This is a genomic window from Phenylobacterium aquaticum (assembly GCF_022695515.1).
GTDB lineage: Bacteria > Pseudomonadota > Alphaproteobacteria > Caulobacterales > Caulobacteraceae > Phenylobacterium > Phenylobacterium aquaticum.
This window is the reverse complement of the sequence record NZ_JALDPT010000035.1, coordinates 17,975-30,730: the sequence shown is the minus strand read 5'-3', so window position 1 is coordinate 30,730 and position 12,756 is coordinate 17,975. Positions and strand designations below refer to the sequence as shown.

At 68.9% G+C, this 12,756-nt stretch carries 18 protein-coding genes; 11 read left to right on the top strand and 7 right to left on the bottom strand.

The annotated features are described in order from the left end of the window. The first annotated feature begins 34 nt into the window (after positions 1–34). Complete coding sequence (locus tag MQH10_RS21005) at positions 35–898, top strand: SDR family oxidoreductase (protein WP_242565936.1); 864 nt, start codon at positions 35–37, stop codon at positions 896–898. Positions 899–900: 2 nt separating this feature from the next. Here the strand turns inward: MQH10_RS21005 and MQH10_RS21000 are convergent, their stop codons facing one another. After that, positions 901–1,692: a glutathione S-transferase family protein gene (locus MQH10_RS21000; protein ID WP_242565935.1), complete on the bottom strand. Its 792-nt coding sequence runs from the start codon at positions 1,690–1,692 to the stop codon at positions 901–903. Between the two features lie 161 nt (positions 1,693–1,853). Between MQH10_RS21000 and MQH10_RS20995 the strand changes: the two genes are divergently transcribed. The 4 genes from MQH10_RS20995 to MQH10_RS20980 all read left to right on the top strand — a co-directional run bounded on the left by MQH10_RS20995 (position 1,854) and on the right by MQH10_RS20980 (position 4,680). Continuing rightward, entirely contained in the window at positions 1,854–2,357 is a 504-nt protein-coding gene (locus tag MQH10_RS20995) for an SDR family NAD(P)-dependent oxidoreductase (protein ID WP_242565934.1), read from the top strand. Further along, the gene (locus MQH10_RS20990; protein ID WP_242565933.1) at positions 2,282–2,623 is read left to right on the top strand and encodes an SDR family NAD(P)-dependent oxidoreductase; all 342 of its coding nucleotides are present in this window, start codon (positions 2,282–2,284) and stop codon (positions 2,621–2,623) included. Before MQH10_RS20995 ends, MQH10_RS20990 begins: the two co-directional genes overlap by 76 nt. 197 nt (positions 2,624–2,820) lie before the next feature. Next, the gene (locus tag MQH10_RS20985; protein ID WP_242565932.1) at positions 2,821–3,612 is read left to right on the top strand and encodes a phosphotransferase family protein; all 792 of its coding nucleotides are present in this window, start codon (positions 2,821–2,823) and stop codon (positions 3,610–3,612) included. A 90-nt stretch (positions 3,613–3,702) separates the two neighbouring features. Beyond that, positions 3,703–4,680, top strand: coding sequence for an NAD(P)H-dependent flavin oxidoreductase (locus MQH10_RS20980; protein WP_242565931.1), 978 nt, complete (start codon positions 3,703–3,705; stop codon positions 4,678–4,680). A 234-nt stretch (positions 4,681–4,914) separates the two neighbouring features. Here MQH10_RS20980 and wrbA read toward each other — a convergent pair whose 3' ends face one another. Next, on the bottom strand, positions 4,915–5,514 hold the full coding sequence (gene wrbA, locus MQH10_RS20975; protein ID WP_242565930.1) for an NAD(P)H:quinone oxidoreductase: 600 nt from the start codon (positions 5,512–5,514) through the stop codon (positions 4,915–4,917). 92 nt (positions 5,515–5,606) lie between these two features. Beyond that, positions 5,607–6,305: a pirin family protein gene (locus tag MQH10_RS20970; RefSeq protein ID WP_242565929.1), complete on the bottom strand. Its 699-nt coding sequence runs from the start codon at positions 6,303–6,305 to the stop codon at positions 5,607–5,609. Between the two features lie 116 nt (positions 6,306–6,421). Here MQH10_RS20970 and MQH10_RS20965 point away from each other — a divergent pair, with 116 nt between their 5' ends. Then, positions 6,422–7,339: a LysR family transcriptional regulator gene (locus MQH10_RS20965; RefSeq protein ID WP_242565928.1), complete on the top strand. Its 918-nt coding sequence runs from the start codon at positions 6,422–6,424 to the stop codon at positions 7,337–7,339. Here the strand turns inward: MQH10_RS20965 and MQH10_RS20960 are convergent. Further along, on the bottom strand, positions 7,336–7,872 hold the full coding sequence (locus tag MQH10_RS20960; protein ID WP_242565927.1) for a YbjN domain-containing protein: 537 nt from the start codon (positions 7,870–7,872) through the stop codon (positions 7,336–7,338). The two genes, MQH10_RS20965 and MQH10_RS20960, sit on opposite strands and share 4 nt — an antisense overlap. Positions 7,873–7,970: 98 nt before the next feature. Between MQH10_RS20960 and MQH10_RS20955 the strand changes: the two genes are divergently transcribed. Genes MQH10_RS20955 through MQH10_RS20945 form a run of 3 tightly spaced genes read left to right on the top strand, consistent with a single transcriptional unit; the run spans position 7,971 to position 9,875 of the window. Further along, complete coding sequence (locus MQH10_RS20955) at positions 7,971–8,435, top strand: TIGR02301 family protein (RefSeq protein WP_242565926.1); 465 nt, start codon at positions 7,971–7,973, stop codon at positions 8,433–8,435. Between the two features lie 29 nt (positions 8,436–8,464). Continuing rightward, positions 8,465–9,409 carry an SPFH domain-containing protein gene (locus MQH10_RS20950; RefSeq protein WP_242565925.1) on the top strand — a complete coding sequence of 315 codons (945 nt, stop codon included), beginning with the start codon at positions 8,465–8,467 and terminating at the stop codon, positions 9,407–9,409. Positions 9,410–9,413: 4 nt separating this feature from the next. Further along, complete coding sequence (locus MQH10_RS20945) at positions 9,414–9,875, top strand: NfeD family protein (RefSeq protein ID WP_242565924.1); 462 nt, start codon at positions 9,414–9,416, stop codon at positions 9,873–9,875. Here MQH10_RS20945 and MQH10_RS20940 read toward each other — a convergent pair. From MQH10_RS20940 to thrB, 3 genes are all read right to left on the bottom strand, one after another. Continuing rightward, a complete protein-coding gene (locus MQH10_RS20940; RefSeq protein ID WP_242565923.1) occupies positions 9,838–10,347 on the bottom strand; it encodes a MarR family winged helix-turn-helix transcriptional regulator in 510 nt (169 codons plus the stop codon). The genes MQH10_RS20945 and MQH10_RS20940 overlap by 38 nt on opposite strands. A 245-nt stretch (positions 10,348–10,592) precedes the next feature. After that, positions 10,593–11,042 (bottom strand): ribonuclease HI, encoded by a 450-nt coding sequence (gene rnhA / locus MQH10_RS20935; protein ID WP_242565922.1) that lies wholly within the window; start codon positions 11,040–11,042, stop codon positions 10,593–10,595. Beyond that, positions 11,039–12,004 (bottom strand): homoserine kinase, encoded by a 966-nt coding sequence (thrB, locus tag MQH10_RS20930; protein WP_242565921.1) that lies wholly within the window; start codon positions 12,002–12,004, stop codon positions 11,039–11,041. Before thrB ends, rnhA begins: the two co-directional genes overlap by 4 nt. 85 nt (positions 12,005–12,089) lie before the next feature. Between thrB and MQH10_RS20925 the strand changes: the two genes are divergently transcribed. Continuing rightward, positions 12,090–12,317 carry an AbrB/MazE/SpoVT family DNA-binding domain-containing protein gene (locus tag MQH10_RS20925; RefSeq protein ID WP_242565920.1) on the top strand — a complete coding sequence of 76 codons (228 nt, stop codon included), beginning with the start codon at positions 12,090–12,092 and terminating at the stop codon, positions 12,315–12,317. A gap of 7 nt (positions 12,318–12,324) precedes the next feature. Beyond that, positions 12,325–12,714: a type II toxin-antitoxin system death-on-curing family toxin gene (locus MQH10_RS20920; RefSeq protein ID WP_242565919.1), complete on the top strand. Its 390-nt coding sequence runs from the start codon at positions 12,325–12,327 to the stop codon at positions 12,712–12,714. Positions 12,715–12,756: the final 42 nt, after the last annotated feature.

The following is a 12,756-nucleotide window of genomic DNA, read 5'->3' as shown; positions in this document are numbered from 1 at the left end:
TCGCGCCAGATAAAAACACGGGGGGAGATGCGTCATGGCCAAGGTCGAGACGAAGGATAAGCCGACGGTCCTGATCACGGGGACCTCGACCGGGGTGGGGCTCTACACCGCCATCCGGTTCGCCAAGGCGGGCTATGAGGTGGTCGCCACCATGCGCGACACCACCAAGAAGAAGGCTCTGAAGGAGGCGGCCAAGGCGGCGGGCGTGAAGCTGCGCGTCGATCGGCTGGACGTGCAGAGCCGCAGCTCCATCGAGGGCTGCGTGAAGCGGACCCTGAAGCGCTATGGCCGCATCGACGTGCTGGTCAACAATGCGGGCGCGGGCTTCCTGGGCAGTCTGGAACAGACCAGCGACGCCGACCTGAAGCGGACCATGGGGGTCAATTTCTTCGGGGTCTGGAACACCACCAAGGCGGTGTTCCCGCACATGCGTGAACGCGGGACGGGCCGGATCATCTCGGTGACCAGCGTCGGCGGCCTGATCGGCCAGCCGTTCAACGAGGCCTATTGCGCGGCCAAGTTTGCGGTCGAGGGCATGATGGAGGGCTTCGCGCCCCTGGCGCGGCGCATGGGGGTGGCGGTGAGCCTGATCGAACCCGGCCCGATCAACACCGAGTTCGTCGCGAATGTCCGGGCGGTGAGCGCGGCGGGCCTGGCCAATTTCCAGCCGCCCTATGACGCCATGATCGCCAAATATATGGGCTCGTCGGAAGGCGTCTTCGCCCAGTTCGGACAGACCGGCGACGACATCGCCGGCATCATCCTGGAGGCCGCCCAGGCCGAGCAGCCGCACTTCCGCTACATCACCTCGGACTTCGCCAAGCAGATCGTGAAGCCCAAGGTCGCGGAATATACGGGCGACGCCGTCGTCGACGCCTTCGCCGCCCGTCTGCAATAGGGTCAGCCGAAGTCCGGACTGAAGCGGATATTGTCGCGGGCCAGGCCGTCGATGACGACCTGAGCCCCGCCGCTCTTGATCATCCATTCCAGGCGGTGGTCGCGGTATTCGCGCTTGAACAGGCCCTGCTTCACCAACTCGGCCGCGTTGGGCATGGCCGAGGCCCGCGCGGCTTGCGCCGCCTCGGCTGTGGTGGCGGCGACCGAGGGGCGGGCGTTGGCGCGGGCCAGCCATTCGGCCAGCTTCGAGCCGGGTTCCGGCGGCAGGCGGTGGCCGACGGAGCCGTTGACATAGGGGACCACGGACAGGTCGCCCCAGCCGAAGCTCTCGCCATTGAACCAGGGCCGGTGGCCCAGCTGGCCTTCCAGCCATGAGAAGAAGCCGCGGGTCTGTTCGGCGGCGCGGGCCAGCAGGGTGTCGCGCAGTTCTCCCTCGGCGCGGCCGAACCAGTAGATCTCCGACAGACCCCAGTTCATGGCCTCGTAGTGGGTGTCCATCACCTCCTCCAGCATCCGCACCCGGGCGCGGTCGGCGGGGGAAGCGGGCAGCAGGGCGGGGGCGGGCCAGCGGTCCTCGATATATTCCAGGATGATGGTGGACTCGAAGATCTCGACCTCGCCGTCGACCAGGGCCGGCACCTCGGCGCGGGGGCTGGCGCGGACGAAGTCGCCCTGGGCGCCGCCGGCCCCGAGGCCGCCGGGCATCTTGGTCTCGAAGGCCTGGCCCTTTTCGCGCAGCGCGATCTTGACCTTCTGGGCGTAGGGCGAGAGCGGGTGGTCATAGAGGGTGATCATGGCGGGTGTCCTCCTGGGGCCGTCTTGAGCGGCCGTCCGGACCAGGAGACCCGCGCCTCCCTCGGGTAAGTCAAACGGCGGGCGCCGGGCGGGGGTTGACGCTCCCCCAGGGAATGGGGCCATTCCATCCCCAACAAAGTCCTGCTGGGGAAGACACGCACATGACCTACAAGCCCTTCGATCTGACCGGAAAGGTGGCGCTGGTCACCGGCGGCAATGGCGGCATCGGCTTCGGCATGGTCGAGGCCATGGCCCAGGCCGGCGCCGACGTGGTGATCTGGGGCTCCAACCCCAAGAAGAACGCCGACGCCGAGGCCAAGCTCGCCCCCCTGGGCGTGCGGGTCCTGACCCAGGTGGTCGATGTCTCGGACGAGCATGCGGTCGCCGCCGGCATGGTCGAGGCGGTCGCCAAGATGGGCCGGGTCGACACCGTGATCGCCAACGCCGGCATCGGCATGGGCGCGCCGTCCTTCTCGGAATTCTCGACCGAGACCTATCGCAAGGTCCTGGCGGTGAACCTCGACGGGGTGTTCTTCACCTTCCGCGAGGCCTGCAAGCACATGATCACCGCCCGGGCGGCGGCTCGCTGGTGGCGATCTCCTCGCTCTCGGCCCTCGACGGCGCGCCGCGCAACGAGGCTTATGCGGCCACCAAGGGGGCCCTGATCCCCATGGTCCGCGCCATCGCCGTGGAGCACGCCCGCTATGGCGTGCGCGCCAACTGCATCCTGCCCGGCTGGATCGCCACCGACATGACGGAGGGCGCCCAGGGCAATGACAAGTTCAACGACAATGTCATCAAGCGCGTGCCCATGCGCCGCTGGGGCGAGCCCAAGGACTTCGGCGGCATGGCGGTCTATTTCGCCTCCGACGCGTCGAGCTTCCACACCGGCGACAGCGTGCTGATCGACGGCGGCTACGGGGTGTTCTGATCTTCTATTCCGAGCGCCTCGGCGAGATCTCGGACGCCCAGTTCCAGCAGGCGCTCGACCGGCTGGACCTGGGCGTGCTGCAGGCGGCAACGCCCGTGCCCTTCGGCCTGTTCGGCCAGAACGTGGTGCTCGCCACCAGCCGGGGCGAGTTCGTCTTCCGTGGCGCGCAGCATGGGGACTAGCAGTTCGCCAAGGAGGTGTTCTTCGCCCGCCTGCTGGCGGAGCGGACCACCGCGCCGGTCGCCTGGCCGCAATGGCTGGAGACCTCTCCCGAGATCTTCGGCTGGCCCTATGTCCTGACCCGTCGGCTGCCCGGCCAGGCCCTGGCGGACCCCGCGGTGATCGATAGCCTTTCGGCCGAGGACCGGCGGCAGATCGCCCGGCTGCAGGGCGAGACCCTGGCCGCGCTGCAGGCCCTGACCTGGGAGGCGGCGGGGGATTTCGACTTGGGGAGCGGGACCATCCGGCCCTTCGAGGGCGGCCATACGGCCCATCTGATCGGCGAGGTTCGCCGCAGCGCAGGCGAGGCCGAGCGGTCGGGGGCGCTCGACAGTCGAGACTGGGATTGGATCGAGGCGATCCTGACCCGGGCGGCGGGGACGGGCGACGGGGGGGCCGCCGTCTATCTGCACAACGACTTCAGCCTCAACAATCTGCTGGCCGAGCGCCGGGAGGGTCGCTGGGCGATCACCGGGGTGGTGGACCTGATGACGTCCTGCTTCGGCGCGGGCGAGGCCGATCTCTGCCGGCAGGCGGCCAATTATCTCACCCAGGACCCGGCGCTGACCGCGACCCTCATCGCGGCCTATCGCGACGCCGGCGGCGGCGGGTCCGCGCCGCAGGACCGCGCGCCGCTGTACGCGCTCTATGAGCGGCTGCTGCTCTGGGAATACTTCACCCATCCGGACCACCGCGCCGACTGGACCCGAGGCCTCAGCTTCAAGGGCTGGGCGCGCGGTTTCGTGGACAAGCTGACCGCCCTGTTCTGAGGCTCACCCAGCGTCACCGTTTCCATTGGCGGCGCGCGGCGCCATCCTCCCGGCCATAGATTTGGGCCAAGAATATTTGGGAGGATTTCCATGAGCCTGCACACACCCCTTTGCGACCTGCTGGGCGTCAAGCGCCCGATCATGCTGGCGGGGATGGGCGGCGTCTCCTACGCCGAGCTCGCCGCGGCGGTGACCAACGCCGGGGGCTATGGCGTGCTCGGCATGGCCGGCTGCACCCCGGACTTCATCCGCGAGCAGATGCGCCAGGTGCGCAAGCTGACGGACGGGCCGTTCGGCGTCGACCTCTTGGCCGCCAGCCCGGAGAGCCTGACGGCGGCGGTGGAGATCATCATCGAGGAAGGCGCCTCGAGCTTCGTCGCCGGCCTGGGCGTGCCCATGCCGATCATGGAGAAGCTGAAGAAGGCGGGCCTGAAGGTCATGGTGGTCTGCGGGGCGGTGAAGCACGCCGTGAAGGCCGAGCAGGCCGGATGCGACGCGGTGATCTGCCAGGGCGGCGAGGGCGGCGGGCATACCGGCCTGGTCGGCACCCTGCCCCTGGTCGCCCAGGCGGTGGACGAGGTGAAGATCCCGGTGGTGGCCGCCGGCGGCATCTATGACGGCCGGGGTCTGGCCGCGGCGCTCGCGCTCGGCGCCACCGGCGTGTGGATGGGCACCCGCTTCATCGCCTCGACCGAGGCCCATGCCGGCGAGATGTATCGCCAGACCATCGTCGATTCCACCGACGAGGATACGGTCCGCACGCGCTGCTATTCCGGCAAGCCGATGCGGGTGCGCAAGAACCCCTATGTCGCCGACTGGGAAAGCCGTCCGGGCGATATCCAGCCCTTCCCGATGCAGGCGATCCATTCGAGCCGGACCGGGGTGATGGGCGGCATCGGCGGCCAGATCGAGGGCCTGGACGCCGACAAGTCCTGCTTCGCCATGGGCCAGTCGGCCGGCGGCGTGCATGACGTCCTGCCGGCCGGCGAGATCGTCGCGCGGATCATGGCCGAGGCCGAGACCGCCATCGACAAGGTCGCCAAGCTGCGCGCCACGGTCGGGGCCTGAGCCCTTCACCCGGGCGACTTCACTCAGTTGTTGAACAGGTCTCCCTAAGGCGGATTGCGGTATTATAATACCTCATTCCGGAGGGCGTCTCGGCGCCCCGGGGCCATGAAAAAGGCGCCTCCCGGGGGCGGGAGGCGCCTTCTCTTGCGGGTCGGAGAGGGGTGTGTGCGGACCTCTCCGCCCGCGGATCCTGCCCCTCTGGGGGGAGGGTCGGGGCAGGACGATGATTCGGGATCAGCCGGCCAGCTTGGCGGCGATCTCGGCGACGTGCTTGCCCTGGAAGCGCGCGCCTTCCAGTTCATTGGCGCTGGGCTGACGCGAGCCGTCGCCGCCGGTGATGGTCGAGGCGCCATAGGGGCTGCCGCCGGTGATCTCATCCAGCGTCATCTGGCCCTGGAAGGCGTAGGGCAGGCCCACGATCACCAGGCCGAAGTGCATCAGCTGGACGATCGTCGAGACGACGGTGGTTTCCTGGCCGCCGTGCTGGGTGGCGCTGGAGGTGAAGACCGCGCCGACCTTGCCGTTCAGGGCGCCGGACGCCCACAGGCCGCCGGCCTGGTCCCAGAACGCCGCCATCTGCGAGGACATCCGGCCGAAACGGGTGCCGACGCCGACGATGATGGCGTCGTAGTTGGCGAGATCGGCCGGGGTGGCGATCGGGGCGGCCTGGTCCAGCTTGTAGAAGGATTTCTTGGCGAGCTCCTCCGGCACGGTTTCCGGCACGCGCTTGATGTCGACGGTCGCGCCGGTGGCGCGAGCGCCCTCGGCGACGGCCTCGGCCAGGGTTTCGATGTGACCGTAGGTCGAGTGATAGAGGACGAGGATCTTGGCCATGGGGAGGTCTCCAGAATCTTGGGTGTCAGGGTCGGTCCGGGACCGCGGGGGAGCGCGGTCCCGGTCCAGGGCTTGGGTTCGGTCGGAGGGGATCAGGCGGCGTCGACGAGGACGAGTTCGGCGTCTTCCAGCGCGGTGACCTTGAGGGTCTCGACGTCGCGGATGGCGGCGCCGTCGCGGGTGTTGAGCGTCACGCCGTTGACCTCGACCTTGCCGGTGGCCGGCACCAGATAGCCGTAGCGGTCGGCGCCCAGCTCATATTCGGCGGTCTCGCCGGCCTTGAGCGTGGCGGCCACGACGCGGCCATTGGTGCGGATCGGCAGGGCGTCGGTCTCGCCGTCCACGCCGCTGGCCAGGGTCACGAACTTGCCGGCCCGTTCGCCCTTGGGGAAGGGACGTGCGCCCCAGGAGGGCTGGCCGCCGGCCTTGTTGGGCAGGATCCAGATCTGGAACAGGGTGGTCTCGCCGTCTTCCAGATTGTACTCGGCGTGGCGGATGCCGGAACCAGCGCTCATCACCTGGACGTCGCCCGCCTCGGTGCGGCCCTTGTTGCCCAGGCTGTCCTGGTGGGTGATCGCGCCTTTGCGGACATAGGTGATGATCTCCATGTTCGCGTGCGGGTGGGGCGGGAAGCCGGAATTGGGGGCGATGGTGTCGTCGTTCCACACCCGCAGCGGGCCCCAGCCCATGCGCTTGGGATCGTGATAGTCGGCGAACGAGAAGTGATGCTTGGCGTCGAGCCAGCCGTGGTTGGCGCCGCCGAGGCTTTCAAAGGATCGAACTTCGATCATGTCATGTCCTCCTGGAGAGGGGCGACCCGTCGGGGCCGCCGCTGTTGAGGAATAGATAGACGACCCTGGGATATTCGAAATAGAAACGATGGAAATGTATTGTTTCCAAAACTGACATGGCGCGACTTCCGGATTTCGAGGCCTGGGCCGTGTTCGCCAAGGTGGCCGAGACCGGCGCCTTTTCGCGGGCGGCGGACGAACTGGAGCTGTCCAAGGCGACCGTCTCCAAGGCGATCACCCGGCTGGAGCAGCGGCTGGGCTCGAACCTGTTCCATCGCACCTCGCGCAAGCTGTCCCTGACCGAGAGCGGCCGCATCGCCCTGGAGCGCGCCCAGCGGATCCTGGCCGAGGGCGAGGCGGTGGAGGCCGAGGCCGCCGCCCAGGCGACCACGCCGCGCGGCCCCGTGCGCCTGGCCGCGCCGATGTCCTTCGGCCTGCGCCATGTCGCGCCCCTGCTGCCGGAGTTCCTGAAGCTCTATCCCGAGGTCTCGGTGGACATCTCTCTGTCGGATGAGCGGGTCGACCTGGTCGCGGGCGGATTCGACCTGGGCCTGAGGATTGGGACCCTGCCGGACTCCTCCCTGCTGGCGCGCCGGCTCTCCGCCGTGCGCATCGTGCTGGTGGGGTCGCCGGCCTATTTCGCCGCCCACGGCCGGCCGGAGCATCCGCGCGACCTCGTCTGGCACCAGGCGCTCACCTATGCCTATGCGCTCACGCCGGAGGTCTGGCGGTTCCATCACGCCGAGCACGGCGAGCAGGCGGTCTCGGTCTCGGGGCCGATGAAGGTGAACAACGCCGACGCCCTGGTGCCGGCGCTCACCGCGGGGCTGGGCCTGGCCCTGCAGCCGGAATTCATCGTCTGGCCCGAACTGGGCGACGGGACCCTGGAGGCGGTGATGTGCGACTGGCAGACCCAGGTCGGGGCCCTGCACCTGGTCAGCCCGCCAGGACGGCTGAGGCCTGCGCGCGTGCGGGTGCTGCACGACTTCCTGGCCGAACGGCTGTCGACCGCGCCCTGGGCGCGCGAGGTCTAGTCAGGCTTGGAGAGGAAGGCGGCCGGGTCGGTGGTGAACTCGGCGAAGGTCGCCAGGCAGCCCTGCCAGACGCCGATCTGTTCCTTGAGATCCTCGGTCGACATGCGCGGGCTGAGCAGGGTCGAATAGACGATGTTGGGCCGGCCATCCTCGCCCAGGAAGCCGCGGCAGACGACCTGGTCGCGGTTGAAGCTGTTCAGCTGGGCGAGCGTCGCGCCCTTGCGGTCGAAGGCGGTGGAGAAGGCCAGGCCGTGGCAGGCCTTGCCCGTGGCGTCGCAGTCGACGAACTGCAGGCCGAAGCCGCCGCCGGGGGTCTCGATGGTGACCAGCACCCGGCCGGCCGGGCTCTTGGCGGCCGTGGATTTCGCCCCCATGCCCGCCAGCACCCCCATCAGGGCGGCGGGGTCGCGGGCGTCGATCGGCTTGGCGGCCTCGGACTTCGGCGCGGCGGGCTTGGCGGCCGCCTTGTGCGAGGCGGCCTGGGCCGAGGCGGCGACGGCGGAGAGGGCCATGATCAGGGCGAACTTGCGCATGGGCCCTGGCTACCAGACCGCGCGGCGGGGCGCCAAGGCTTCGCCTGTCGCGCGCGGCGTCGTGACAAGGCGGGCTCATCGCCCTTAAGGTCCCGGCCATGCGTCTTCCGCTGATCGCCCTCGTCCTGGCCGCCACGGCCCTCGCGCCCCAGGCCCTGGCCCAGTCCCAGGACCGGACGCCGGCGGTGCGCCAGTCCCTGGTCGACCTGGCCTATGTGCTGGGCGAGGCCCATGCGCTCCGCCAGGCCTGCCAGGGGGAGGACGACCAGTACTGGCGGACGCGGATGATCCGCCTGGTCGACACCGAGCAGCCCGACGCCGCGCTGGACCGCCGGCTGAAGGAGAGCTTCAATACCGGCTTCGCCTCCCGCCAGGGCGAATTTCCGACTTGCACCGGGGCGACCCGCCGGGCGGAGATCGCCACCGCCGCCCGGGGCCAGAGCCTCGCCGCCCAGCTGTCTCAGGTGATGAACAAGGTCCAGGGCGACCCGCCGCCCACCCTCAAGGACATGAACGCCGACCTGGGTCATACCCCCGTAGCGAGCCGGCCCGCCCCGCGCTAAGGTCACCGCTCCTTCCCGGAGGGGTTGTCATGTCGCTCATCGTTTCCGTGGTCTTCCTGATCCTGGCCCTGTCCATCGTGCTGGGGGCCATCAAGATCGTGCCCCAGGGGCGCGAATATACGGTGGAGCGGTTCGGCCGCTACACCCGAACCCTCAAGCCCGGCATCAGCTTCCTCACCCCCTTCGTCGAGAGCGTGGGGCGGCGCATCAACATGATGGAGCAGGTGCTCGACGTGCCGCGCCAGGAGGTGATCACCAAGGACAATGTCACCGTCCAGGTGGACGCCATCGTCTTCATCCAGGTGATGGACGCCTCTCAGGCGGCCTATCGGGTGACCAATCTCGACTTCGCCATCACCCAGCTGACCATGACCAATCTGCGGACCGTGGTCGGTAACATGGAGCTGGACGAGGTGCTGAGCCAGCGCGACCAGATCAACACCCGGCTCTTGGATGTCATCGACCAGGCGACCAGCCCCTGGGGGGTGAAGGTGGCGCGGATCGAGATCAAGGACCTGCAGCCGCCGCCGGACATCACCAACGCCATGGCCCGCCAGATGAAGGCCGAGCGCGAGCGCCGCGCGGTGATCACCGAGGCCGACGGCGAGAAGCAGGCCGCCATCACCCGGGCCGAGGGCTCCAAGCAGTCGGCGATCCTGCAGGCCGAGGGCCGCAAGGAGGCCGCCTTCCGCGACGCCGAGGCCCGCGAGCGTTCCGCCGCCGCCGAGGCCAAGGCGACCGAGCTGGTCTCCGAGGCCATCGCCAAGGGCGACGTCAATGCGGTGAACTATTTCGTCGCCCAGAAATATGTCGAGGCCTTCGCCAAGCTGGCCGACAGCCCGCAGCAGCGCACGGTGATCGTGCCGGCCGACATGGCCTCTCTGGTCGGCTCCATCGCAGGCGTCGGCGAACTGGTCCGCTCGGCCCAGGCCGGCCAGGCCGAGGCGCGGCCCAAGCCCAAGGGCGGGAGCTGAGCCGGTGGGCGGGGTGATGGAGCTGGCCTTCGCCAATCCCTTCTGGGTCTGGGCGGCGGTCGGCGCGGCCCTGCTGGCGATCGAGGTGGTGGGCGGCACGGGCTGGCTGCTCTGGCCCGCCGCCAGCGCCGCGGCGACGGCGGTGCTGAGCCTGGGCGCGGACCTGGGCTGGCCGGTCGAATGCCTGGTGTTCGCCGGCCTGACCATCGTCACGACCTTCGTCGCCCGCCGGTTTTGGCCGCCGCGGGATCCGGGCGAGGTCGCCGACATCAATGACAATATCGGCCGGCTGATCGGTCATCACGGCAAGGCGTCGCACGCCTTCGCGGCCGGGGCCGGCCGGGTGTTCATCGACGGCAAGGAATGGGCCGCCGAGCTGGACGAAGCCAGCGACCTCGCCGCCGGGGTTGAGGTCGAGGTGACCGGCGTCAGCGGTTCGCGACTAAGGGTTCGGCCGGCGCGTTAGCCGCGTCCTCGTGGGCCTCGACCAGGAAGGTGCGCAGCGCCTTCAGGAAGGGCAGGGCCTGGCGGAACTCGTTGTCGGTGAAGCCGTCGCGCAGGGCCTCGGTCTTGTCCTTCATGCCGCGCAGCACGCAGGACTGGGCCTCAAGCCCATCGCGGGTGAGGCGGACGCGCTTCTTGCGCTTGTCGGAGACGTCGCCCAGCACGGCCACATAGCCCTTGGCCTGAAGCTTCTGCAGGATGGCGGTGAGCGCCCCCTTGGTCAGCAGCAGGGCGCGGGCGAGCTCCGCCGGGGTCTGGCCGTCGCCATAGCGCATCAGATAGTTCAGCAGTTCGAAGTGGGCGTAGGTCATGCCCGGCGGCAGGCGCTTGACCACGGTCTGGCGCACGAAATAGCTGATCGCGCCGATTTCATTGAAGACCTCGACATAGGCGAGGTTCTGGGGGGCGAGGTTCCGGGCCGAGACGGGCGACATTTGCGCCTCCATTCGTTCAGTCGTGAACGAGATGGGGAGCGTCGGGACCAAGGTCAAGGTGCGGCGCCAACACGGGCTGACCCGGACTGTGATGCAACTCCGCTCCTCCCGGCGAAGGCCGGGATCCAGATGGATGGGCTCAGATATGGGTTCCAGGGGCGCGGAGCATGTCCAATCCGCCGACCCGCCTTGGGATCTGGGTCCCGGCATTCGCCGGGATGAGCGGAAGTGATGGGGTCCGAAGCCTAGACGCGGGCGGGCTTGGCCTCGATCAGGCCCTTGCGGGCCAGGGCGTCGGCGCGGTCGTTCATGACGTGGCCGCTGTGGCCCTTGACCCAGCGCCAGGCGACCTCGTGGCGCAGGCGCGCTTCGTCGAGGCGCTTCCACAGGTCGTCGTTCTTGACCGGTTTCTTGTCGGCGGTCTTCCAGCCGCGGGCCTTCCAGCCGCGGATCCACTCGGTGATGCCGTTCTTGACGTACTGGCTGTCGGTGTGGAGCTCGACCTTGCAGGGGCGCTTGAGCGCCTCCAGGGCCTGGATGGCGGCCATCAGCTCCATGCGGTTGTTGGTGGTGGGCGCCTCGCCGCCGCACAGCTCCTTCTCTTGGCCGCCCCAGATCAGGATCGCGCCCCAGCCGCCGGGCCCGGGATTCCCCGAGCAGGCGCCGTCGGTATAGACCACGACGTCCGGCGTCACGCGCCGGCTCCGAACAGCACCAGATCGGGCGCCTCGCGGTGGACGGCGAGCTTGCGCTCATACTCCAGCGGGTCCTTGGGCCGCACCAGGGCGCCGGCGGGCGTCGCCCCCCAGTCGTTCAGCCGGGTCAGGAAGAAGCGCATGGCCGCCCCGTGGGCGAGGATCGGCAGGGCGGCGCGCTCGGCGGCGGACAGCGGCCGATGGCGCTCATAGCCGGTGAGCATGGCGCGCGCGCTGGTGATGTTGAAGCTGCCGTCCGGTTCGAAGCACCAGGCGTTGAGCGCCACGGCGATGTCGTAGGCGAGCGCGTCGACGCAGGCGAAATAGAAGTCGAAGGCGGCGGCGAACTTCGGTCCCTGGAAGAAGACATTGTCCGGGAAGAAGTCGGCGTGGATGATCCCCTCGGGCAGGCCCTTGGGCCAGTGGGCGGCCAGATGGTCGAGGTCGCCCTGGATCACGGCGGCCAGACCCGGCTTCAGCGCCTCGGCTTCCTTGCCCAGTCGCGCGAACAGGGGCGCCCAGGCGGCCTGGCCCAGATCATTGGCGCGCTTGCCCGGAAAGCCCTGGGCGGCGAGGTGCAGCCGGGCCAGACCCTCTCCGGCCTCGCGGCAGTGGGCGGCTGTGGGGCGGCGCACGGACAGGCCGGTTAGGAACTCGACGATCACCGCGGGCTTGCCGCGGACCCGCTGCAGCATCCGGCCCTGGCGGTCCGGCACCGGCGCGGCGCTGGGATAGTCGTGGTCGGCCAGCCAGCGCATCAGGTCGAGGAAGAACGGCAACTCGTCCTCACGGACCCGCTTCTCATAGACCGTCAGGATGTAGCGCCCGGCCTCGGTCTCCAGCAGGAAGTTGGAGTTCTCCACCCCCTCGGCGATGCCCTTGAAGGCGAGCGGCGCGCCGAGGTCGAACCCGGCCAGCAGGGTGGTGAGCTCTTCGTCGGTGATGTCGGTGTAGACGGCCATGGTCCGGCGGGCATGGGCGAGGTCGGGCGCAGGGTCAAGACGCGCCGCACCGGCTGTGCTACTTTCGGACGCTCTGGAGACGAACATGGTCGCCCTCAAGGTCACGAAGATCGGTGATGAGCTCGCGGTGGTTCTTACCGAGGAGCTGCGCGAGGCTCTTGGCGTCGCCGAGGGCGGGACCCTCTATGCCGAACAGTCCAGCGAAGGCGAGGTGACGCTCGCCAAGCGCGACATGTCCTTCGAGGCGCGCCGCGAGCGCGGTCGCGCCTTTATTGGCCGGTACAAGAAGACCCTCGACGAACTGGCGAAGTAGGCTCGCCGTGTCAGAGCCGATCTGGCTGGACCGAGAGCTGGTCCTGGCCCTCTACGAAGATATCGTCGTCGCCTCCGGGGGCGCCTTCGGCGTCCGCGACGAAGGCCTGCTGGAGTCCGCCCTGGCTCGGCCCGTCAACCGCTTCCATTACGAAGGCTGTGACGATCTCGTTGAGCTTGCCGCGACCTATGCGGCCGCGATCTCCGGCAACCACCCTTTCATCGACGGCAACAAGCGCGTCGCCTTTGTGGCGATGGGTCAATTCCTGGACGACAACGGCCTGATGCTTGTCGCGGCCGACGATGATGCGACGGCCGCGATGCTGGGATTGGCGAGCGGCGATGCTGATTTGGCGACCTTAACGGCCTGGCTTCGGAACGTCGTAGCCCGCGCTTAGCCTTGCCAGAAATTCGTCGATTTCACGCGTGCTTGAGGCGCT